20 protein-coding genes are annotated in these 21,300 nt (G+C 68.3%); 16 read left to right on the top strand and 4 right to left on the bottom strand.

Annotated elements, in window-relative coordinates; genetic code table 11:
- The first annotated feature begins 132 nt into the window (after positions 1–132).
- On the top strand, positions 133–2,034 hold the full coding sequence (locus ACTHJF_RS02520) for an LTA synthase family protein (RefSeq protein WP_440265689.1): 1,902 nt from the start codon (positions 133–135) through the stop codon (positions 2,032–2,034).
- 217 nt (positions 2,035–2,251) lie between these two features.
- On the opposite strand, the gene groL is transcribed toward ACTHJF_RS02520, so the two are convergent.
- Together groL and groES are read right to left on the bottom strand one after the other, a co-directional pair.
- On the bottom strand, positions 2,252–3,901 hold the full coding sequence (gene groL / locus ACTHJF_RS02515; RefSeq protein ID WP_431635532.1) for a chaperonin GroEL: 1,650 nt from the start codon (positions 3,899–3,901) through the stop codon (positions 2,252–2,254).
- A 129-nt stretch (positions 3,902–4,030) separates the two neighbouring features.
- Positions 4,031–4,324 (bottom strand): co-chaperone GroES, encoded by a 294-nt coding sequence (gene groES, locus ACTHJF_RS02510; protein WP_049623107.1) that lies wholly within the window; start codon positions 4,322–4,324, stop codon positions 4,031–4,033.
- 229 nt (positions 4,325–4,553) lie between these two features.
- On the opposite strand from groES, the gene cutA reads away from it, so the two are divergent.
- The 12 genes from cutA to ACTHJF_RS02450 all read left to right on the top strand — a co-directional run bounded on the left by cutA (position 4,554) and on the right by ACTHJF_RS02450 (position 15,751).
- Positions 4,554–4,898 (top strand): divalent-cation tolerance protein CutA, encoded by a 345-nt coding sequence (gene cutA / locus ACTHJF_RS02505; RefSeq protein ID WP_440265688.1) that lies wholly within the window; start codon positions 4,554–4,556, stop codon positions 4,896–4,898.
- A gap of 43 nt (positions 4,899–4,941) precedes the next feature.
- Positions 4,942–7,107: a protein-disulfide reductase DsbD family protein gene (locus tag ACTHJF_RS02500; RefSeq protein ID WP_440265687.1), complete on the top strand. Its 2,166-nt coding sequence runs from the start codon at positions 4,942–4,944 to the stop codon at positions 7,105–7,107.
- On the top strand, positions 7,107–7,646 hold the full coding sequence (locus tag ACTHJF_RS02495; protein ID WP_440265686.1) for a TlpA family protein disulfide reductase: 540 nt from the start codon (positions 7,107–7,109) through the stop codon (positions 7,644–7,646). The genes ACTHJF_RS02500 and ACTHJF_RS02495 overlap by 1 nt, the downstream gene beginning before the upstream one ends.
- Before the next feature lie 146 nt (positions 7,647–7,792).
- Positions 7,793–8,251: a type II 3-dehydroquinate dehydratase gene (aroQ, locus tag ACTHJF_RS02490; protein ID WP_431635524.1), complete on the top strand. Its 459-nt coding sequence runs from the start codon at positions 7,793–7,795 to the stop codon at positions 8,249–8,251.
- A gap of 68 nt (positions 8,252–8,319) precedes the next feature.
- Positions 8,320–8,781: an acetyl-CoA carboxylase biotin carboxyl carrier protein gene (accB, locus tag ACTHJF_RS02485; RefSeq protein WP_440265685.1), complete on the top strand. Its 462-nt coding sequence runs from the start codon at positions 8,320–8,322 to the stop codon at positions 8,779–8,781.
- 19 nt (positions 8,782–8,800) lie between these two features.
- Positions 8,801–10,168, top strand: a complete 1,368-nt coding sequence (gene accC / locus ACTHJF_RS02480) for an acetyl-CoA carboxylase biotin carboxylase subunit (protein WP_431635521.1) — start codon at positions 8,801–8,803, stop codon at positions 10,166–10,168.
- 111 nt (positions 10,169–10,279) lie between these two features.
- Positions 10,280–11,176, top strand: coding sequence for a 50S ribosomal protein L11 methyltransferase (gene prmA / locus ACTHJF_RS02475; protein WP_440265684.1), 897 nt, complete (start codon positions 10,280–10,282; stop codon positions 11,174–11,176).
- Between the two features lie 86 nt (positions 11,177–11,262).
- Complete coding sequence (locus tag ACTHJF_RS02470; protein WP_440265683.1) at positions 11,263–12,099, top strand: zinc-ribbon and DUF3426 domain-containing protein; 837 nt, start codon at positions 11,263–11,265, stop codon at positions 12,097–12,099.
- A gap of 156 nt (positions 12,100–12,255) precedes the next feature.
- On the top strand, positions 12,256–12,543 hold the full coding sequence (locus ACTHJF_RS02465) for a helix-turn-helix domain-containing protein (protein ID WP_431635517.1): 288 nt from the start codon (positions 12,256–12,258) through the stop codon (positions 12,541–12,543).
- Positions 12,544–12,672: 129 nt separating this feature from the next.
- Complete coding sequence (purH, locus tag ACTHJF_RS02460; RefSeq protein ID WP_440265682.1) at positions 12,673–14,283, top strand: bifunctional phosphoribosylaminoimidazolecarboxamide formyltransferase/IMP cyclohydrolase; 1,611 nt, start codon at positions 12,673–12,675, stop codon at positions 14,281–14,283.
- A gap of 13 nt (positions 14,284–14,296) precedes the next feature.
- Positions 14,297–14,974 carry a GNAT family N-acetyltransferase gene (locus ACTHJF_RS02455; RefSeq protein ID WP_440265681.1) on the top strand — a complete coding sequence of 226 codons (678 nt, stop codon included), beginning with the start codon at positions 14,297–14,299 and terminating at the stop codon, positions 14,972–14,974.
- 72 nt (positions 14,975–15,046) lie between these two features.
- Positions 15,047–15,751, top strand: a complete 705-nt coding sequence (locus tag ACTHJF_RS02450) for a glutathione S-transferase (RefSeq protein WP_440265680.1) — start codon at positions 15,047–15,049, stop codon at positions 15,749–15,751.
- 150 nt (positions 15,752–15,901) lie between these two features.
- On the opposite strand, the gene ACTHJF_RS02445 is transcribed toward ACTHJF_RS02450, so the two are convergent.
- Both ACTHJF_RS02445 and ACTHJF_RS02440 read right to left on the bottom strand, forming a co-directional pair.
- Positions 15,902–16,333, bottom strand: coding sequence for an EamA family transporter (locus tag ACTHJF_RS02445; protein ID WP_440265679.1), 432 nt, complete (start codon positions 16,331–16,333; stop codon positions 15,902–15,904).
- Positions 16,334–16,342: 9 nt separating this feature from the next.
- Positions 16,343–16,873 (bottom strand): DUF2782 domain-containing protein, encoded by a 531-nt coding sequence (locus ACTHJF_RS02440; protein WP_440265678.1) that lies wholly within the window; start codon positions 16,871–16,873, stop codon positions 16,343–16,345.
- 117 nt (positions 16,874–16,990) lie between these two features.
- Here ACTHJF_RS02440 and polA point away from each other — a divergent pair, with 117 nt between their 5' ends.
- The 3 genes from polA to ACTHJF_RS02425 form a co-directional block, all read left to right on the top strand.
- A complete protein-coding gene (gene polA, locus ACTHJF_RS02435; RefSeq protein ID WP_440265677.1) occupies positions 16,991–19,738 on the top strand; it encodes a DNA polymerase I in 2,748 nt (915 codons plus the stop codon).
- 434 nt (positions 19,739–20,172) lie between these two features.
- Positions 20,173–20,391, top strand: a complete 219-nt coding sequence (locus ACTHJF_RS02430; protein ID WP_431635507.1) for a hypothetical protein — start codon at positions 20,173–20,175, stop codon at positions 20,389–20,391.
- 85 nt (positions 20,392–20,476) lie between these two features.
- Positions 20,477–21,300: UvrD-helicase domain-containing protein (locus ACTHJF_RS02425; RefSeq protein WP_440265676.1), on the top strand; the 824-nt coding region annotated here is incomplete at its 3' end.

Here is a 21,300-nt window from a genome sequence, read left to right as displayed (position 1 = left end):
GCATTGTGCCGCAGGCGAGCTGGGGCGGTGGCCGCCCGGCGACCTCACGCATGCGTGACTGGCGCCCCATGCGGGGTTCATGTCCGCGCGATTACTCTCGCGCGTCTGTTCCGTGACAACCCTTTCGACGCTATGGCCGCTGCCTTCACCGCCTCCAGCTCGCTGCGCCGCCCCTGGCAGGGCACGCTATTGCTCGCCTTGATGGCGTTGGCCTTCGCATTGCTCACCGGGCTGATCGATGGCGGCGTCGGCGTGGCGCCGCAGCGCCTGTTCGACCAGCCGGTCTACGTGCTCGCCAACGCCCTGCCCGGGTTGCTGCTGGCCGGCGCGCTGCTGGCGTTCACGCGCCGCGCGATGCTCTCGTTCGGGCTGGCCTTCGCCGCCGAAGGCACCGTGTACGCGGTCAACCACCTCAAGATGGTCAACCTCGGCACACCGCTGATTCCGGCCGATTTCCAGATGGTTGGCCAGCTCAACAAGGGCGGTACGCATCTACTGGGGGCCTACCTGCCGCACAGCCCGTGGCCCTATCTGGCGATGCTGGTGATGATCGTCCTGATCGTCGCCCTGTGGCGCCGCGAGCCGCGCCTGCTGCCGGAGCGTCCACGTGCGCCTCGGCTGCTGGCCGGTACCGCCTTGCTGATCGCCCTGGTGACGCTACTCGCGGGAACGATGCCGTGGGCGCGGCTCTACAACGGCCGCACGCTGTGGCTGGAGCCTTGGTCGGCTACGTCCACCGCCACCCACTCCGGCCTGCTCAGCTCGCTGCTGATGTACCGCCTGCAATACGGACACGGCGCGCGCAAGCCGGACCACGCCGCCGCGCGCGAGCTGCTCAGTCGCGCCGACGACACGCTGCGCCAGCAGATGGCAACCGGCGCCGTGGCCAGCGACGGCCTACCCGACATCGTGGTGATCCAGAGCGAATCGTTCTTTGACCCGCGCATCCTCAACGGCTACCAGCACGCGCAGATCACACCGAACCTGGACCGCCTCGCCAAACATGGCATCAGCGGTGCACTGCACGTTCCGACCTTCGGCGGCGGCACTATCCGCACCGAGTTCGAGGTGCTCACCGGCTTGTCGCTGCGCTACTTCCAGAACCTGCAGTTCCCCTACCTGCAGCTCAACGCAAAGGTGGTGCCAGGCCTTGTGCGTACGCTGCGTTCGAACGGCTACGAGACGGTGGCGATCCACGGCAACGATCCTTCGTTCTGGAACCGCACCAGCGCGTTCAAGGCGATCGGCTTCGACCGGTTCGTCTCGCAATCGGCGTTTCCCGCCGGCACCGCCAACGACGGCCAGTACATGGCCGATCGCGGCATGACCGACGAGATCCTCACCCAGCTCAAGGACAGCGGCCCGCCACAGTTCCTGTTCGCGATCAGCATCGAGGCGCACGGTCCGTACGACACGAAGCCTGCCGATGCCGCCGAGCGCGACGCGATGCCGGTGCCTGAAGGCATCACTGGCAAAGACAAGCTGGAGCTGCAGAATTACCTGTACCACATCCGCCACGCCGACCAAGAACTGGGGCGCCTGGCGGACGTGCTCGCCAAGCGCGAGCGCCCGACCCTGCTGCTGTTCTACGGCGACCACCTGCCCGCGCTCACCCATACGTTCCAGACGGCCGGTTTCGTCGACGGCGGCGACATGTTGAACGAACCGGGCACCTGGCTGCTGGTCGATCCGCGCAAGGCAGCCAAGCCGGAGCGCACCGCCGTGGCATCGTGGATGCTGCCCGGCCTGCTGCTGCAGGCCGCCGGCATCCACGATGACAGCTATTTCGCGCTGACCCGGCTGGTGGGCCCGGAACTGGCTCCGCTGACCCACGCACCGGACGCCCCTGAGCCGGCACCGGATGCCGACCTCGCCCGCACCGATCGCGACATGGCCAGCGTGTCCCAGCTGCGCCTGGACGGGAAACTCAACGCACTGCTGCCGCCCGATGCCCGCCCCATCGCTCATCAGGTGGACGCCCCGGAGCACGAGCCGCAGGCCGATCCGCACCTGGGCGCCGGCGCCACGCACTGACAGCGGCACGGCGCCAGTTCCTCCTGCGGCCGGGCGCTGGCTGCGCCCGCTGTTGAGCCGATCGGGTGGTCGGTGTCTCGCCACCATCCTCCAACTTGGGTGAGCGAATCGCGCCTGCCGATGACCTGCCGCGTAGCATCGCCACCTCACGAGCACCAGCAAAGAAAAACCCCGCCGAAGCGGGGTTTTTCATGGGACGCAAACGGTGGTGCGGGACTTAGAAGTCCATGCCGCCCATACCGCCCATGCCACCGCCCATACCGCCAGCGGCACCGTGGCCTTCGTCCTTCTTCGGCACTTCCACCACCATCGCTTCGGTGGTGATCGCCAGGCCGGCGACCGAGGAGGCGTGCTGCAGGGCCGAGCGGGTCACCTTGGTCGGATCCAGGATGCCCATCTCGACCATGTCGCCGAACTCACCGGTGGCGGCGTTGTAGCCGAAGTTGCCGGTGCCTTCCTTAACTCGGTTCAGCACCACCGACGGCTCTTCGCCGGCGTTGGCGACGATCGCGCGCAGCGGCGCCTCGAGCGCGCGACGAGTGATCGCGATACCCAGGTCCTGCTCGTGGTTGTCGCCCTTCAGGCCTTCGACGGCCTTCAGCGCGCGGATCAGCGCCACGCCACCGCCCGGCACCACGCCCTCTTCCACCGCCGCACGCGTGGCGTGCAGGGCGTCTTCGACGCGGGCCTTCTTTTCCTTCATCTCGACTTCGGTGGCGGCACCGACCTTGATCACTGCCACGCCGCCGGCCAGCTTGGCCACGCGCTCCTGCAGCTTCTCGCGGTCGTAGTCGGAGGAGGTCTCCTCGATCTGCGCCTTGATCTGGCCGATGCGCGACTGGATGCGCTCGGCTTCGCCGGCACCGTCGATGATGGTGGTGTTTTCCTTGGTGATCACCACGCGCTTGGCGCGGCCCAGATCGTTGATCGTGGCCTTCTCCAGCGACAGGCCCACTTCCTCGGAAATGACTTGGCCATTGGTGAGGATCGCGATGTCTTCCAGGATCGCCTTGCGACGGTCACCGAAGCCCGGCGCCTTGACGGCTGCGACCTTGACGATGCCGCGGATCGTGTTGACCACCAGCGTGGCCAGCGCCTCGCCTTCCACTTCCTCGGCGACGATCACCAGCGGCTTGCCGGCCTTGGCGACGGCCTCCAGCACGGGCAGCAGCTCGCGCACGTTGGAGACCTTCTTGTCGTGGATCAGGATGAACGGGTCGTCCATCTCCACCTGCTGGCTCTGCTGGTTGTTGATGAAGTACGGCGACAGGTAGCCGCGATCGAACTGCATGCCCTCGACCACGTCGAGCTCGTTCTCCAGGCCCGAGCCTTCCTCGACGGTGATCACGCCTTCCTTGCCGACCTTCTTCATCGCGGTGGCGATGATGTCGCCGATGTTGGAATCGGAGTTGGCCGAGATGGTGCCGACCTGGGCGATCGCCTTGTCGTCAGCGGTGGGCTTGGACAGCTTCTTCAGCTCGCCGACGGCGGCGTGCACGGCCTTGTCGATGCCGCGCTTGAGATCCATCGGGTTGATGCCGGCGGCCACGGCCTTGAGGCCTTCCTGGATGAACGCCTGCGCCAGCACGGTGGCGGTGGTGGTGCCGTCACCAGCCACGTCGGAGGTCTTGGAAGCGGCTTCCTTGACGATCTGGGCGCCGATGTTCTCGTACTTGTCCGAGAGCTCGATTTCCTTGGCGACGGACACGCCGTCCTTGGTGATCGTGGGGGCGCCGAAGCTCTTCTCGAGCACGACGTTGCGGCCCTTGGGACCTAAGGTGACCTTGACCGCGTTGGCCAGGGTGTTCACGCCCTTGAGGATGCGCGAGCGGGCGTCTTCGCCGAAGCGGACTTCTTTAGCTGCCATAAATTTTTGCCTCAAAAATTTTGAATAGGAATGGGACTTTCTTGCGAGGTGCAACCAGAAGGAGCCGAAGGCGACTGGCGTGCGCGCTTTTGATCCGCGCTCGGCCGATCAGCCCTAAGCTCCAACGAATCAACCCTCAATCACAGCCACGATGTCGTCTTCCTTCAGGAAGACCAGCTCTTCGCCGTCGATCTTGATTTCCTGGCCGGCGTACTTGCCGAACAGCACCACATCGCCTTCCTTCAGCGACATCGGGCGGACGTTGCCGTCTTCCAGGATACGGCCGGTACCGGCGGCGATCACCTTGCCGCGGGTCGGCTTCTCGGTGGCGCTATCGGGGATCACGATGCCGCCGGCGGAGACGCGCTCCTCTTCCAGGCGCTTGACGATGACGCGATCGTGCAGCGGACGCAGTTTGCTCATGGGTGGCTCCAGCTCAATGGATGGTTGACGAAAAAGGGTCCCGGACCGGCGCATTGTTAGCACTCACGGTCGGTGAGTGCCAATTTTAGCGCCGCACCTTGCCTGTGCAAGCGTTCGGTGGGGGTGCGTGCGAAGTTGGGCCGTAACCGCCGGTTATCAAGAGCGAATGGACACGATGATCCGCCGGCCGCGCTTGCTAGGCTGGCCGCTTCCCACCGATTCCGCCGCCATGCCCCACGACATCCTGGTCTGCCTGAGCACCTGCCCCGATTCCGCCACGGCCGGGTCGATCGCCGGCACGCTGGTACGCGAGTCGCTCGCCGCCTGCGTCAACCAGCTGCCGGGCGTGCGCTCCACCTACCGCTGGCAAGGCAACGTGCACACCGATGAGGAAGTGCTGCTGGTGATCAAGACCGCTGCCGACCGCTTCCCCGCCCTGCGCGAGCGGCTGCTGGCGCTGCACCCGTACGAGCTGCCCGAACTCATCGCGCTCCCGGTGACCGATGGTCACGCCCCGTACCTGGACTGGGTGCGCGCCCACGCCGCGGCACCTGCCTCCACCCCTCATTCATAATGTCGGCCTGCCCGTCCCCGCGGGCCCCACGCCTGGAGTCGTGATGCCTTCTTCGCTTTTCGGACGGCTCGCCGCCCGCCTGCTGCTCGCCCTCATCGGCCTGCTCGCGGGCGCTTCGGCGTACGCCCAGTCCACCCAGGATCTGCTGCCCGTCACCGAGGCCTACAAGCTCAGCGCCGACGCCAGCCAGCCCGGCATGCTCAAGCTGCACTGGGACATCGCGCCGGATTACTACCTCTATCGCGGCCGCATGAAGTTCACTGCCGGTGAGGGCGTCACGCTGGGTGAGGCGCAGCTGCCCGACGGCGAGAAGCACCACGACGAATACCTGGGCGACGTGGAGACGTATCACCACGGCATCGACGCGCAGATTCCCTACACCGTGGCCGCCGGCACCGCGCGGCTGACCCTCTCGGTGCTGTACCAGGGCTGCCACGAGGTGGACCCGAAGATCTGCTATCCGCCGCACACCGAAAAGCTGGATCTGGCCTTGCCCGCAGCAGCCGCCGGCGCAGCCACGCCGGGCCAGGATTTCGGCACGGCGCTGCGGGCGATCGACGCCGGCAACGCGCTGGGCGCGAGCTCCGCGGCGCTGCCGGCGGAGCGGGCGTTCCGCGTCGAGGCGCTGGCCACCGCGCCCGATCGCCTGCTGCTGCGCTGGACGATGGCCAAGGGCTATTACCTCTACCGCGACCAGACCGCGCTGAGCGTGCCCGACGCGCCCGCGCTGAAGCTGGTGCCCGCGTGGCCCGCCGGCACGGCGCATGAAGACGAACACTTCGGCCAGGTCACCGTGTACTACGACCAGGTGGAGGTGCCCGTCGGCATCGCTGGCGATCTGCACGGGCGCCGCCAGCTCGCCGTGCAGGCCGCGTTCCAGGGCTGCCAGGAGGGCGGCATCTGCTATCCGGTGATGACCCGCACGCTGCAGATCGACCTGCCCGCCGGCGCAGCCACCGGCAGCGTCGCCACCGTCAGCGACCGCACCGCTGGCGCACCGGAGACCGGCCTGCTGCTGGCGCTGCTGCTGGCGTTCGGCGGCGGCCTGATCCTCAACCTGATGCCCTGCGTGCTGCCGGTGCTGTCGATCAAGGCGGTCAGCGTGCTGGAGAGCGGCGAAAGCCCGGCGCGCGCGCGCCGCCACGCGCTGCTTTACACAGCCGGCGTACTGGCGAGCTTCGCGGTGGTGGGTGGCGTGATCGTCAGCCTGCGCGCCGCCGGCCACGCGCTGGGCTGGGGCGCCCAGCTGCAGCAGCCGCTGGTGGTGGCGGTGCTGGCCTGCGTGATGTTCGCGGTGGGCTTGTCGATGTCCGGCGTGGTGCAGTTCGGTGCCACGCTGGGCAACACCGGCGCCTCGCTGGCCAACCGCACCGGCCCGGCCGGTGACTTCTTCACCGGCGTGCTGGCGGTGGTTGTCGCGAGCCCTTGCACGGCGCCGTTCATGGGTAGCGCGCTGGCCTATGCGTTTGCCGCGCCGATCACCGCGGCGCTGGCGGTGTTCCTGATGCTGGGCGTCGGCCTCGCTCTGCCGTTCCTGCTGGTGGGCTTCGTACCCTCGCTGGCACGGCGACTGCCGCGGCCGGGGCGCTGGATGGAGACGCTCAAGCAGGTGCTGGCGTTCCCGATGTATCTCACCGCGGTGTGGCTGGCCTGGGTGCTGGCGCACCAGCGCGGCGCCGACGCGATCGGCCTGCTGCTGGTGGCGATGGTCGTGCTGGCGATGGCGCTGTGGTGGTTCGAGCGCAGCCGCAGCCGCGGCGCGCTGAGCCGCGCGCTGGTGCTGGCGCTGGCGGTGCTCGTGGCGGTGCCGCTGTATTACCTGACCCAGGTGCCCGCGCCCACGCGTGCCGACGCTGCGGCTGAGGGCGTCGTCGCCTACAGCCCGCGGAAGCTGGCCGAGCTGCGCCAGGCCGGCACGCCGGTGTTCGTCGACATGACCGCCGACTGGTGCGTCACCTGCAAGGCCAACGAACACGCGGTGCTCGACACCGACGCTTTCCGCGCCCTGCTGGCGAAAACCGGCGCGGTCTACATGAAGGGCGACTGGACCGACGTGAACCCCACCATCGCCGCCTTCCTGCAGCAGTATCACTCGCCCGGCGTACCGCTGTACGTGGTGTTTCCCAAGGGCGGCGGTGAAGGCAGGCAGTTGCCGACGGTGCTCACGCGCGGTCTCGTCGAACGCGCCCTCACCGAGGCCAGCCGCTGATGTTCAACCGATCGACCTGGATGATCCTGCTGGTGGCCATGCTCGCCGCCGCGCTCGGCGGCTGGCTGCAACATCGCAGCCGCCTCGCCCACGTGCCAGCCGGCGTGACGGTGGCCAGCCTGGGTGCGGTGGTGCCCGACGTGCCGCTCAGCGATCTGGATGGCCGCGCGCACCGGCTTGCCGACTACCGCGGGCAACGCGTGCTACTGAACTTCTGGGCCAGCTGGTGCGGGCCATGCCTGGACGAGATGCCGGCGCTGGACCGCGCCGCCCGCGCCCATCCCCAGGCCACGGTGCTGGGCATCGCGATGGACGAGCCGGCCCGCGTGCGCGCCTTCCTCGCTGCCCACCCGGTGAATTACCCATTGCTGCTGGGACGACTCGATTCGCCCAGCACCTCGCTGCAACTGGGCGATACCGCCGAGGTGCTGCCGTACAGCGCGCTGCTCGATGCGGATGGCCGGCTGCTCGCCACCCACCGCGGTCCGCTGGACGCGGCCACGCTCAATCGCTGGCTGTCCGATGGCCCGGTGGACTGAGCCCAGGCAACCACATACGTCTGCGCACGGTTTAACGGGGACTTCTCCGTCAAACATCGTCGATCTGCGCCGAACTGGACAAGCCGGAGCTGGGCTAGCACACTGCACCGCTTCCGGACCCGTCCGGCCTCCGCGAAGGCAGTCGCATGGCGAAGATCCTGGCCCTGCATGGCCCCAACCTCAATCTGCTGGGTGTGCGCGAGCCGGACATCTACGGCCGCGAGACGCTGGCCGACATCAACGGCGCGCTGGCCGAGCAGGCGCAGGCCGCCGGCCATGAGCTGAGCTGGTACCAGTCCAACGCCGAGCACGAGCTGATCGGGCGCATCCATCAGGCGCGCGACGACCAGACGGCAATGATCGTATTCAACCCCGGCGCGTTCACCCACACCAGCATCGCCCTGCGCGACGCGCTGGCCGCGGTGGCGATTCCGTTCATCGAAGTGCACCTGTCCAACGTGCACGCCCGCGAGCCGTTTCGCCGGCATTCGTACCTGGCGGACATCGCCGTGGGCGTGATCGGCGGCTTCGGCAGCGACAGCTACCGGCTCGCACTGGACGCGGCGATCCGCCGCCTGGCCCGGCCCGACGCCCCCATCCGCTAGCCGGTCGCATACCGGCAGCACCCCTTCCGGCCGCCCACGGGCGGTAACCCTGCAAGAAGGTTTGTCCCATGGACCTGCGCAAGATCAAGAAACTCATCGACCTCCTTGAGGAGTCCAACCTCGCCGAGCTGGAGATCAAGGAAGGCGAGGAAGTCGTTCGCCTGTCGCGCGTGCCCAAGGGCGGCGTCGCCGTCGCGGCCGCGCCCGCTCCGGTCGCGGTGGCGCCGGCTCCGGTGGCTGCCGCGCCGGTCGCCGCTCCCGCCACCGAGGCGCCGGCCGCCGATGCGCTGCCCGAGGGCCACGTGGTGAAGGCGCCGATGGTCGGCACCTTCTACGCCTCCTCCACCCCGGGCGCCGCGGCGTTCGTGAAGGTCGGCCAGCAGGTCAAGGCGGGCGAGACGCTGGGCATCATCGAGGCGATGAAGATGTTCAACCAGATCGAGGCCGACGTGGCTGGCACGGTCAAGGCCATCCTGGTCGAGAACGGCCAGCCGGTGGAATTCGACCAGCCCATGTTCGTCATTGCCTGATCCGGCGGAACCCATTCCCATGCTAGAAAAAGTCGTCATTGCCAACCGCGGCGAGATCGCGCTGCGCGTGCTGCGCGCCTGCCACAGCCTTGGCATCAAGACCGTGGCAGTGCATTCCACAGCCGACCGCAACCTCAAGCACGTGGGCCTGGCCGACGAGGCGATCTGCATCGGCCCGGCGCCCTCGACCGACAGCTACCTCAACATCCCGCGCATCATCGCGGCGGCGGAGATCACCGACGCCCAGGCGATCCACCCGGGCTACGGCTTCTTGTCCGAGCGCGCGGACTTCGCTGAGCAGGTCGAGCAGTCCGGCTTCATCTTCATCGGCCCGACCGCCGACGTGATCCGCCTGATGGGCGACAAGGTCGAGGCGATCAAGGCGATGAAGGCCGCCGGCGTGCCGTGCGTACCCGGCTCCGGCGGGCCGCTGGGCGATGACGTGGACACCAACATCAAGATTGCCCGCGAGATCGGCTACCCGGTGATCATCAAGGCCGCCGGCGGCGGCGGCGGTCGTGGCATGCGCGTGGTGCGCACCGAGGCGCACCTGGGTAACGCCATCACCATGACCAAGCAGGAAGCCAAGGCGGCCTTCGGCAACGACATGGTGTACATGGAGAAATTCCTGGAGAACCCGCGCCACGTGGAGATCCAGGTGCTGGCCGACGGCCAGGGCAACGCGATCCACCTGGGCGAGCGCGACTGTTCGATGCAGCGCCGCCACCAGAAGGTGGTCGAGGAAGCCCCGGCCCCGGGCATCACGCCCGAGCTGCGCGCAGAGATCGGCAAGGTCTGCGTGGATGCCTGCATCCGCATCGGCTATCGCGGCGCCGGCACGTTCGAGTTCCTGTTCGAGAACGGCCGCTTCTACTTCATCGAGATGAACACCCGCATCCAGGTCGAGCACCCGGTGACCGAGTGGATCACCGGCGTGGATCTGGTGCGCGAGCAGCTGCTGATCGCCGGTGGCGAGAAGCTGTCGATTCGCCAGGAAGACATCAAGATCACCGGCCATGCCATTGAGTGCCGCATCAACGCCGAGGACCCGGACAACTTCCTGCCCTCGCCCGGCACGGTGAAGCGCTTCGAGGCGCCGGGTGGCCCCGGCGTGCGCGTGGACACCCACCTGTACGACGGCTACCGCATCCCGCCGAACTACGACTCGATGATCGGCAAGCTGATCGTGCACGGCCCGGACCGCGCCACCGCCATCGCGCGCATGCGCCTGGCGCTGGCCGAAACGGTGATCGAAGGGGTCAAGTGCAACATCCCGCTGCAGCAGCGCATCATGGCCGATGTCGGCTTCCAGCAGGGTGGCCAGAACATCCACTACCTGGAAAAGCGCATGGCCGAGCAGAAGGGCCATCCGCCCGCGGATCACTGATCCGGTCGCGGGCAGCGGAACGCTCGGAGGCAGGTGCAATCGCCCTGCCTCTTTTTCTTCCTCGCCGCCACGCAGTCCTGTCACCCCTCACCCCTCACTTCTCTTCGCCCTATGCCCTTCCTCGAACTCTCCCTCACTGTCCGCGCCGAGCAGCAGCCCAGCGTGGAAGACGCGCTGGAAGAGCTCGGCGCGCTCTCCATTACCCTGCGCGACGCGGATGCGGAGACGCCCGATGAGCAGGCGATCTTCGAGCCAGGCGTGGGCGAGCTGCCGCTGTGGCCGACGATCACGCTCAACGCGCTGTTCGACGCCGACGCCGATCGCCGCGGCCTCACCGAGGCCCTGGGCGACCTGCTGCCCTGGCTGGAGCCGGCGCAACTGGCGTTTGCGGAGGTGGAAGACCAGGACTGGGAGCGCGCGTGGATGGACCAGTTCCAGCCGATGCCGTTCGGCCGGCGGTTATGGATCTATCCGTGGAACATCGAGCCGCCCGCCGACGAGGATCTCGTAGTAGTGCGACTGGACCCCGGCCTGGCCTTCGGCAGCGGCACCCATCCCACCACCGCGCTGTGCCTGGAGTGGCTGGACGGGCTGGACCTCGTCGGCAAATCGGTGACCGACTTCGGTTGCGGCTCGGGCATCCTCGCCATCGCCGCGCTCAAGCTCGGCGCGGCCAGTGCGGTGGGCGTCGACAACGATCCGCAGGCGCTCACCGCCTCGATCGACAACGCTGAGCGCAACGCCGTGGCCGATCGGCTGGCGGTGTTCCTGCCGCAGGATTTCGACGGCGCCCCCGCCGATGTGTTCGTGGCCAATATCCTCGCCGGCCCGCTCGGCGAGCTGGCGCCCACCTTCGCCGCCGCGGCCAAGGCCGGCGCGCCGTTCGCCATCTCCGGCATTCTCGACGGCCAGCAGGACGAGCTGCTCGTACGATACGGCGAATGGTTCGACGAGCTGCGCGTGGACAAGCGCGAAGACTGGGTGCGCATCAGCGGCCGCCGCCGCTGAGACGCGTTTCGCGTGGCAGGTGGCGCGCGGATGAATTGTCCGCGTCGCTCCACTAGGCTTGCCGCAACCTGCGATCCCAAGTCCTCATGTATACCCAGTGCCCTGACTGCCTCACCGTGTTCTCGCTCGATGCCGACGCGCTGGCGACGGCGAGCGGACTCGTGCAGTGCGGTCACTGCGATCAGGCGTTCGATGCGCTCGCCTGCCTGGCCTCGCAGCTGCCGCCGGAGCCGTTCACGCGCCTGACGGCCGCCGTGGTGCGGGGCCCGGCGCCGCGACTGGAGCTGGCGGTGTATCGCCCCCGCCCGGAGCCGACCACCGTCGCCGTACTTGGCAGCGACGCTGACGGCGACTCCGCCACCGACGATTTCAGCCACCTCGTCTTCACTCCGCGTTTCGCGCGCGGGCAGCGCAAGCAGAAACGCCGCGAGCGCGCCGCCCGCACGCCTTCGGGCGAGCGGCGCTGGCCGTGGGTGACGGTCTGCCTGCTGCTGACGATCCTGCTCGGCGCGCAGGTGGCGTGGGCCCAACGCGATCCGCTGCTGGCCGATCCCGTCACCGGCCGCTGGCTGCGCGAGGCGTGCGCCACGCTCGGCTGCCGCTTGCCGCTGGTACCCAGCGTCGGCCAACTGCACTTGATCGCGCGCGATGTGGAAGCGCATCCGGACGTGCGCGGCGCGTTGATGATCAGCGCCACGCTGCGCAACGACGCCCCCTTCGCCCAACCGTATCCCGTGGTCAGCCTGGTGCTGGCCGACGCCCAGGGCCACCGTGTGGCGATGCGCCGCCTGCGCCCGTCCGAGTACCTGGACGACAGCGAAAGCCTGCGCGCCGGCATGGCGCCGGGCGCCGTCACGGCCCTGGTGCTGGAGGTGGAGGATCCCGGCAACAAGGCGGTGGCGTTCGAGTTCGGCTTCGAATAGTCAAGCGCCGCGCGCACTTAATTTTATGAGGCAGCGGGGGTACACTCGCTCCCTTCGCGCATCCGGCCTGCCGGCCATCGATGCATGCCGCCGACGCGGCGACCTTCATAACCAGCGCGGCGACCGATGCAGTCGCCGCCTCAGGACGTAAGGGATATGTCAGTGAACGCCGTCAGACTGCCTGTCCACGAGGCCAGCCGGGAGTCCTCGTCGCAGAGCGCGCTGAGCGAGTGCGTCAGTCGCACTGTGCGCCGCTATCTGGCTGACATCGGCGACACCGAGTGCGCCGAAGGGCTGCATGCACTGGTGATCCGCGAAGTGGAAGGCCCGCTGCTGCGCGAGGTCATGGCGTTCCACGAGGGCAACCAGAGCCGCGCCGCCACCGCGTTGGGCATCAACCGCGCCACGCTGCGCAAGAAGCTGTCCCAGCACGGCATGCTCTGAAAGCACGTGCCACCGCTCGGCATCGATGAAGGCCCGCGAGGGCCTTTTTCATTTGGCCGTCCATACGCCCGGCCGGGCCTGCGCCCGCAGTGGGCTATAATCGCGCGCTTTCATCCCCTGGAAACCGCCATGTCCGCCCCTGCCGTCACGCCCGTCCGTCGCGCCCTACTCAGCGTCTCCGACAAGACCGGGCTGCTCGACCTGGGCAAGCGCCTCGCCGCGGCCGGCGTGCAGTTGCTGTCCACCGGCGGCACCGCCAAGGCGCTGCGCGAGGCCGGCATCGCGGTGACCGACGTCAGCGAGGTCACCGGCTTCCCCGAGATCATGGACGGCCGCGTGAAGACGCTGCACCCCAAAGTGCACGGCGCCCTGCTCGGCCGCCGCGGTACCGACGACGCGGTGATGGCCGAACTGGGCATCGCGCCGATCGACCTACTGGTGCTGAACCTGTATCCGTTCGAGGCCACCGTGGCCAAGCCGGACTGCACGCTGGAGCAGGCGATCGAAAACATCGACATCGGTGGCCCGGCGATGCTGCGCTCGGCGGCGAAGAACTGGAACGACGTCGGCGTGCTCACCGATCCGGCGCAATACGCCGAGGCGATCGCCGAGATCGAGCAGCACGGCGGCCTGACTCGCACCACCCGCTTCAAGCTCTCCGTCGCCGCGTTCAACAACGTGGCCAACTACGACGGCGCGATCAGCGACTACCTCTCGGGCCTCAAGCTCGACGAGGCGCACGAGGCGATCGCCGGCCACGAGGCCTTCCCGGCGCAAAGCAACGGTCGCTTCGTCAAGGTGATGGACCTGCGCTACGGCGAGAACCCGCACCAGAGCGCCGCGTTCTACCGCGACCTCTATCCGCACACCGGCACGCTGGCCACGTTCAAGCAGCTGCAGGGCAAGGAGCTGTCGTTCAACAACATTGCCGACGCCGACGCCGCATGGGAATGCGTGCGCAGCTTCACCAAGCCGGCCTGCGTGATCGTCAAGCACGCCAATCCCTGCGGCGTGGCGGTGAGCCTGGACGGCATCGGCAAGGCGTATGACCTGGCCTACCAGACCGACCCGACCTCGGCCTTCGGCGGCATCATCGCGTTCAACCGCGAGTGCGACGGCACCACCGCGCAGGCGATCGTGGCGCGCCAGTTCGTCGAGGTGGTGCTGGCGCCGTCCTACAGCGACGACGCGCTCAAGGCCTTCGCCAAGAAGGGCAATGTGCGTGTGCTGGAGATCCCGGTGCCGCCGGGCACCGACCTGGTCGCCGCGCACCCCGGCAACAACGTCAAGCGCGTCGGTTCGGGCCTGCTCATCCAGACCGCCGATACCGGCATGGTCAAGGCCGAGGATCTGAAAGTCGTTACCCAGGTGGTGCCGACGCCGCAGCAGATCGACGACCTGATCTTCGCCTGGAAAGTGGCCAAGTTTGTCAAGTCCAACGCCATCGTCTACGCGAAGAACCGCCAGACCATCGGCATCGGCGCCGGCCAGATGAGCCGCGTGTACAGCGCCAAGATCGCCGGCATCAAGGCGGCCGACGAGAAGCTGGAAGTGCGCGGCTCGGTGATGGCGTCGGACGCGTTCTTCCCGTTTCGCGACGGCATCGACGCGGCGGCCGCCGCCGGCATCAGCGCGGTGATCCAGCCGGGCGGCTCGATGCGCGACGCGGAAGTCATCGCCGCCGCCGACGAGCACGGCATGGCGATGGTGTTCACCGGCATGCGTCACTTCCGCCACTGATCGCCGCGGCGCCGTGCATCCGCTCGACCGCCCGATCTGGTCCAGCCTGTCGACGGCGCACGAAGCACTGTCGCTGGGCGACGCGCTGGCGCGGCGTTACCTTCCTGACGTGAACCTGTTCGCCTCGGCACGCGATGACAGCGACGAGGCGCTCGCCGCACTCACCGCGCTGGTCGGCCCGAGCGAGCAGGTCTACCAGCTGCAGGTGCCGGCCATCACGGTGCCGCCCGGCCTGGTCGCCGTGAAGCAGGCGTGGGGCGTGCAGATGGTGGCCGAGCAGCCGCTGGCCATGGGCGAGGACGAGAGCGGCATCGTGCCGCTGGGCGACGACGACGCAGCGGAGATGCTGGCGCTGGCCACGCTCACCCAGCCCGGCCCGTTTCTCGCCCGCACGCATCGCATGGGCCGCTTCGTAGGCATCCGCATCGACGGTCGCCTCGCGGCGATGGCCGGCGAACGCTTCCGCTTCCCCGGCTGGACCGAAGTCAGCGGCGTGTGCACGCATCCGGATTTCCGCGGCCGCGGGCTGGCGCGACGGTTGTCGCAGCACGTCGCCGCCCGCATCGCCCTGCGCGGCGATGTCGCCTTCCTGCACGCCTGGCGCGACAACACCTCGGCGATCCGGCTCTACGAGCAGCTCGGCTTCGCCTGGCGCACGGACGTGCACGTCGCCGTGCTCGCGCGCGCCTGAGCACAGCGGTGAACACACCCGCTTAAGCCGCCGCCCGCTAGCGTCGGGGCGACTTTCTGTGAGGCAGCCGACGTGCGTTATCAGCTCTTCTACTGGACCGGCATTCAGGGCCGCGGTGAATTCGTGCGCCTGGCGCTGGAAGATGCCGGCGCGGACTACGTGGATGTGGCGCGCGTGCACGGCGACGGCGCCATGCAGCCGTTCCTCGACGGCACGAAGCCGGGCGCCACGCCCTTCGCGCCACCGTTCCTCAAGGCTGGGCGGCGGGTGATCGCGCACGTGGCGAACATCCTGCACTACCTCGGCCCCCCGCTGGCGCTGGTGCCGAGCAACGAAACGCGCCGCCTTGAAGCGCTGCAGTGGCAACTGACCATCGCGGACTTCGTCACCGAGATCCACGACAGCCACCATCCGCTGGGCGGCTCGATGTACTACGAGGAGCAGCGCAGCGAAGCGGCGCGCCGGGCCGAGGCGTTCCGCCGCGATCGGCTGGGCCGTTTTCTCGGCTACTTCGAGCGCGAGCTGGCTGCGGCCGGTGGGCACCACGCGCTAGGCCGGTATTCCTACGTCGACCTGTCGCTGTTCCAGCTGATGCGCGGGCTCGAATACGCCTACCCGAAGGCGATGCGCCGGCAAGCGCGCAAGCTGCCGCATCTGCGCGCGCTGGCCGACCGAGTGGAGCAGCGCCCGAATATCGCCGCCTATCTCGCGTCACCGCGGCGGTTGGCCTTCAACACACAGGGCATCTTTCGCCACTACCCGGAGCTGGACGGCTGAAGGTTGCGCTCGCCGGGCGACGTTCCGCGGCACCCACGGCGCATTCGTACAGCCCCTGTAGGAGCCCGCTCGCGGGCGATGCCATTTGGGGCTTTGATGTGGATCAGGAGCAGAAGCATCGCCCGCGAGCGGGCTCCTACTGGGGGAGCGCTAGAACAGGGCGATCACCATGGCGCCGGCGACGATCAGGCCGCCACCCACCAGCATCGGCACGTTGGGCTTCTCGCCCAGAAACACCAGGCCCAGCACGATCACCATCGCCACGCTGAGCTTGTCGATCGGCGCCACCTTGCTTACCGGCCCCAGTTGCAGCGCGCGGTAGTAGCACAGCCAGCTCAATCCGGTGGCAATACCCGAGAGCACCAGGAACAGCCAGCTGTGCCAGGGCAGGCCGGACGGCCTGGCCCACTCCCCGCGCACGCTGAGGATCGCGGCGGTCACGCCGAGGATCACCACCGTGCGAATGAAGGTGGCCAGGTTCGAGTTGATCCCGGCCACGCCCAGCTTGCCAAACAGCGCGGTGAGCGCGGCAAAGAATGCCGAGCCCAACGCGAAGAGCAGCCAGCTGTCGCGCAGCGGCACGGTGGCGCCTTAGTGCGAACCGCTGCCGTCGTCGGCCGGCTTGTCGGCGGAAGTATCTTTCTGCGGCGGCGGGCTCTTGCCCCACTCCATGATCTTGTACATCACCGGCCGCACCGGCGGCTGCCCGGCTTCGTCGCGCAGCTTGCCCTGGTTGTCGACCATGTAGGTCTGCGGCACGCCGCTCTTCGGCGTCACCACCACCATGTAGAGGCGGCCGCTCTGTCGATATTCCTGGATGGTCTGGTCGCCTTCGCGACGCACCTGGACATCCGGAATCGCCTCGCTGGGACCCTTGTCGCCCGGCTGGCGCGGCAGCGGAATCGGCTTGCCCGGCAGGCGCGTGGGCGTCATTTCGGCGGGCGTGGGCTGGCTCGAGGTGGCACTGGGCGCCGGGGTCGCCTCGGGGGTCGGCTTGACGCCCGGATCGTTCATGCCCGGCGGTGGCAAGGCGGGCTGATCGGGCTTGGCAGGAGTGTCCTGCGCGTGCGCCTGGGCAAACAGCAGCACGGCGGCGAGGGCCAGGGGCAGGCGGGCTTTCATGGCGCACAACCTCACGCGGGGAGAGAGGTGCGCAGCATAGCAGCGCGCTGTTTGAGCGCCGGGTGAAGCGCCGCCCGACGCAGGCCGCGCGCAGGCACCCATGCGAGAATGCCGGGCATGGCCAAGCTCATCCTGATCGACGGTTCCTCCTACCTCTACCGCGCCTTCCACGCGCTGCCGCCGCTGACCAACGCGCAAGGCGAGCCCACCGGCGCGCTGTTCGGCGTGGTCAACATGCTGCGCGCCACGCTCAAGGAGCAGCCGACCTACATGGCCTTCGTCAGCGACGCGTCGGGCCCGAACTTCCGCAACGACATGTACGCCGACTACAAGGCGAACCGCCCGCCGATGCCGGACGATCTGCGCGCGCAGGTGCAGCCGATGCTCGACATCGTCGCCGCACTGGGCTTTCCGATCCTGCGCGTGGACGGGGTGGAAGCGGACGACGTGATCGGCACCCTGGCGCTCGAAGCCCAGCGCCAGGGCATCGAGGTGGAGATCTCCACCAGCGACAAGGATTTCGCCCAGCTGGTGCGCCCCGGCGTCACCCTGGTCAACACCATGACCAGCACGGTGACCGACCGCGACGGCGTGATCGCCAAGTTCGGCGTGCCGCCGGAGCAGATCATCGATTTCCTCGCCCTCACCGGCGACAGCATCGACAACGTGCCCGGCGTGGCCAAGTGCGGCCCGAAGACGGCCGCCAAGTGGCTGGCCGAATACGGCTCGCTGGACGGCCTCATCGCCAGCGCCGACAAGGTCGGCGGCAAGATCGGCGAGAACCTGCGTGAAGCCTTGCCGCAGCTGCCGCTGTCGCGCGATCTGGTCACCATTAAGACCGACGTGGCACTGGACCTGGGCGTCACCGACCTCGCGCCGCGGGCGAAGGACATCGACGCACTGCGCATGCTGTTCACCCGCTACGAGTTCAAGCAGGCGCTGAAGGAGCTGGAAGGCGCCGCAGGCGCGGGTTCGACTTCTGCGGCAGCACCTGGCCCGGTGTCGGCTGCGACGCCCGCCGCAGCGCCCGCCGAATCCCCCGACGGCGAACTGGCCGGCAAAGGCGAGTACGAGCTGATTACCACGCCGGCCCGGCTCGACGCCTGGCTGGCGAAACTCGAGCAGGCCGAGCTGATCGCCTTCGACACCGAAACCACCAGCCTGGATGCGATGCAGGCGGAGATCGTCGGCGCCTCGTTCGCGGTGGAGACCGGCCACGCCTGCTACATCCCGCTGGCGCACGACTACCCCGGCGCGCCCGCGCAGCTCGATCGCGCCGCCACGCTCGCGGCGCTCAAGCCGATTCTGGAAAACCCCGCGCGACCCAAGCTCGGCCAGCACGCCAAGTACGACATGAACGTGCTGAGCCAGTACGGCATCACCGTGCAGGGGCTCAAGCACGATTCCATGCTCGAGTCCTACGTGTGGAACGCCACCGCCACGCGCCACGACATGGACTCGCTGGCAAAGAAGTACCTCGGCTACGAGACGATCAAGTACGAGCAGGTCGCCGGCAAGGGCGCCAAGCAGATCTCCTTCTCGCAGGTGGATCTGGAGACCGCGCGCGACTACGCCGCCGAGGATGCCGACGTCACCCTGCGCCTGCACCGCGCGCTGTGGCCGAAGCTGGAAAGCGAACCGGCGCTGCGCAAGGTGTACGAAGAGATCGAGATCCCACTAGTGCCGGTGCTGGCGAAGATGGAGCAGCGCGGCGTGCTGATCGATGCCAACGTGCTGCGCCTGCAGAGCCAACAGCTGGGCAAGCGGATGCACGAGATCCAGCAGCAGGCGTACGGCGAGGCCGGGCGCGAGTTCAACCTCGATTCGCCCAAGCAGTTGCAGGCGATCCTGTTCGACGAGCTGGGCCTGGCCGCCAAGGTGAAGACACCCACCGGCCAGCCCTCCACCAACGAAGAGGCACTGGAGGCGATCGCCGACGAGCACGCGCTGCCGCGCCTCATCCTCGACTACCGCGGCCTGGCCAAGCTGCGCTCCACCTACACCGACAAGCTCTCCGGCATGGTCAATCCGCGCACCGGACGCGTGCACACCAGCTACCACCAGGGCGCGGTGGCCACCGGGCGCATCTCCTCGTCCGACCCGAACCTGCAGAACATCCCGGTGCGCACCGAGGAAGGCCGGCGCATCCGCCAGGCCTTCATCGCGCCGGAGGGCTGGCGGGTGATGGCGGCGGACTATTCGCAGATCGAGCTGCGCATCATGGCCCACCTGTCCGGTGACGAAGGCCTGCTCAAGGCGTTCCAGGAGGGCGGCGACGTACATCGGGCCACCGCGGCGGAGGTGTTCGGCCTGCCGCCGGAGGAGGTCAGCGCCAACCAGCGCCGTGCCGCCAAGGCGATCAACTTCGGCCTGATGTACGGCATGAGCGCGTTCGGCCTGGCCAAGCAGCTGGGCGTGGACCGCGGCGAAGCCAGCGACTACATGGCGCGCTACTTCTCGCGCTACCCGGGCGTGCACGCGTTCATGGAAGCCACCCGCTCGCAGGCGCATCGCGATGGCTACGTGCAGACCATCTTCGGCCGCCGCCTGTACCTGGAGAACCTCACCGCCCGCAACCAGGCGCTGCGCCAGGGCGCCGAGCGCGCCGCGGTGAACGCGCCGATGCAGGGCAGTGCGGCCGACATCATCAAGCGCGCGATGATCGCCGTGGACGGCTGGCTGGCCGGTCGCGACGACGCCCGCATGCTGATGCAGGTACACGATGAACTGGTGTTCGAAGTGCGCGCCGACGCGGTCGATGCCGTGCGCGCGGGCGTCGTCCAGCGCATGAGCGGCGCGGCCGAGCTGAAGGTGCCGCTGCTGGTGGATGTGGGCGTGGGCGCGAACTGGGACGAGGCGCACTGAGCGGCCGCAGACGACCGTCCGCGCGGTGCGACTGCGACGCCACGACAGGCGCGCGGTAGCGTCTCGCAGCCCGCGCAGTTGTTGGATTTTCGTCAAATGAATCGGCGCTAAATCTTTCCGGAAACGCGGGCAACTTTCCGCCGTCGGCGCGCTCTATATCCTCGGATGCACGCAACGGCGTCCGCGGGTTCCCTACCTCCCTGGGGAGAACCCGAACGATACGAGCCTTCCCCTGGGCCTCCGTATCGCGGTGATCCGGTCTTCCCCTGGGCCGTCTCACCACCCCCGGCCCCGAAGGTTCCCCCTAGCCTTCGGGGCTTTTTTTGTCCTGCGTTTTCGTCCCACGCTTCGGGCCCGCCATGCGCACTGGCCCTGCACCTTGCGTGCACATTCTTCCCGCCTATGATCACCCGCCCATCACAGGAGGAATATCCATGCGTGCAGGTCTCATCGTCATCGGTGTCGTGTTGCTCGCCGCCGGTATCTGGGTCACCGTCGGCAATGGCAGCTACAAGAAGACGGATACCGTCGCCAAGCTCGGTCCGGCGCAGATCACCGCCACGCACGACAAGGCGATCCCGCAGTGGGTCGGCATTGCCGGCATCGTAATCGGCGGCGTGCTGGCCGTCGGCGGCTTCCTCAGCAAGCGCTGAGTTTCACCCGACGCCCACCCTTCGACCGCCGCCTTCGGGCGGCGGTCGTCGTTGGGGCGATCCGCGCGCCGCTACAATGATGCGGATGGATGTTTCCCACCTGATCGAATCGCTCAACGACGCGCAGCGCGAAGCCGTCTGCGCCCCGCCCGGCCACTATCTCGTGCTGGCCGGCGCCGGCTCCGGCAAGACCCGCGGACTCACCCACCGCATCGGCTGGCTCACCGAAGTGGAGCGCGTGCCGCCGTGGGCGATCCTCGCCGTCACCTTCACCAACAAGGCCGCGGGCGAGATGCGCGCGCGGCTCGGCGCGCTGATCCCACAGAGCACGCAGGGCCTCACCGTGGGCACGTTCCACGGCATCGCCCACCGCCTGCTGCGCCGGCACTGGGCCGAGGCCGGCTTGCCGGAAGGCTTCCAGATTCTCGACTCGGACGACCAGCAGCGGCTGGTCAAGCGCGTGGTGGCCGGGCTGGGCCTGGACGACGCGAAGTTTCCGCCGCGCCAGGCCGCCTGGCAGATCAACAGCTGGAAGGACGAGGGCAAGCGGCCGCAGAACATCGAACACTACGACCACCCGGTCACCCGTACCTTCGTGCAGATCTACCAGGCCTACGAGGACGCTTGCCGCCGCGCCGGCCTGGTCGACTTCGCCGAACTGCTGCTGCGCGCGCACGAGCTGTGGCTCAGGAACCCGGCGGTGCTGGAGCATTACCAGCAGCGCTGGCGCCATCTGCTGATCGACGAGTTCCAGGACACCAACGCGCTGCAGTACGCCTGGATCCGGGTGCTCGCCGGCCAGGTTGGCAAGGTGTTCGCGGTGGGCGACGACGACCAGTCGATCTACGGCTGGCGCGGCGCCCAGGTGGAGAACATGCAGCAGTTCCTGCGTGACTTCCCTGGCGCGCG

Origin of the sequence: Dyella sp., assembly GCF_051962475.1 — a bacterium.
Lineage (GTDB): Bacteria > Pseudomonadota > Gammaproteobacteria > Xanthomonadales > Rhodanobacteraceae > Dyella_A.
This window is presented reverse-complemented; position numbering and strand designations above follow the sequence as displayed.

What these genes read in the sequence shown, in the direction of transcription:
- ACTHJF_RS02520 (WP_440265689.1), top strand. Translation starts at nt 133, where the DNA reads ATGGCCGCTGCCTTCACCGCCTCCAGCTCGCTGCGCCGCCCCTGGCAG.
- groL (WP_431635532.1), bottom strand. Translation starts at nt 3,901, where the DNA reads ATGGCAGCTAAAGAAGTCCGCTTCGGCGAAGACGCCCGCTCGCGCATC.
- groES (WP_049623107.1), bottom strand. Translation starts at nt 4,324, where the DNA reads ATGAGCAAACTGCGTCCGCTGCACGATCGCGTCATCGTCAAGCGCCTG.
- cutA (WP_440265688.1), top strand. Translation starts at nt 4,554, where the DNA reads ATGCCCCACGACATCCTGGTCTGCCTGAGCACCTGCCCCGATTCCGCC.
- ACTHJF_RS02500 (WP_440265687.1), top strand. Translation starts at nt 4,942, where the DNA reads ATGCCTTCTTCGCTTTTCGGACGGCTCGCCGCCCGCCTGCTGCTCGCC.
- ACTHJF_RS02495 (WP_440265686.1), top strand. Translation starts at nt 7,107, where the DNA reads ATGTTCAACCGATCGACCTGGATGATCCTGCTGGTGGCCATGCTCGCC.
- aroQ (WP_431635524.1), top strand. Translation starts at nt 7,793, where the DNA reads ATGGCGAAGATCCTGGCCCTGCATGGCCCCAACCTCAATCTGCTGGGT.
- accB (WP_440265685.1), top strand. Translation starts at nt 8,320, where the DNA reads ATGGACCTGCGCAAGATCAAGAAACTCATCGACCTCCTTGAGGAGTCC.
- accC (WP_431635521.1), top strand. Translation starts at nt 8,801, where the DNA reads ATGCTAGAAAAAGTCGTCATTGCCAACCGCGGCGAGATCGCGCTGCGC.
- prmA (WP_440265684.1), top strand. Translation starts at nt 10,280, where the DNA reads ATGCCCTTCCTCGAACTCTCCCTCACTGTCCGCGCCGAGCAGCAGCCC.
- ACTHJF_RS02470 (WP_440265683.1), top strand. Translation starts at nt 11,263, where the DNA reads ATGTATACCCAGTGCCCTGACTGCCTCACCGTGTTCTCGCTCGATGCC.
- ACTHJF_RS02465 (WP_431635517.1), top strand. Translation starts at nt 12,256, where the DNA reads ATGTCAGTGAACGCCGTCAGACTGCCTGTCCACGAGGCCAGCCGGGAG.
- purH (WP_440265682.1), top strand. Translation starts at nt 12,673, where the DNA reads ATGTCCGCCCCTGCCGTCACGCCCGTCCGTCGCGCCCTACTCAGCGTC.
- ACTHJF_RS02440 (WP_440265678.1), bottom strand. Translation starts at nt 16,873, where the DNA reads ATGAAAGCCCGCCTGCCCCTGGCCCTCGCCGCCGTGCTGCTGTTTGCC.
- polA (WP_440265677.1), top strand. Translation starts at nt 16,991, where the DNA reads ATGGCCAAGCTCATCCTGATCGACGGTTCCTCCTACCTCTACCGCGCC.
- ACTHJF_RS02430 (WP_431635507.1), top strand. Translation starts at nt 20,173, where the DNA reads ATGCGTGCAGGTCTCATCGTCATCGGTGTCGTGTTGCTCGCCGCCGGT.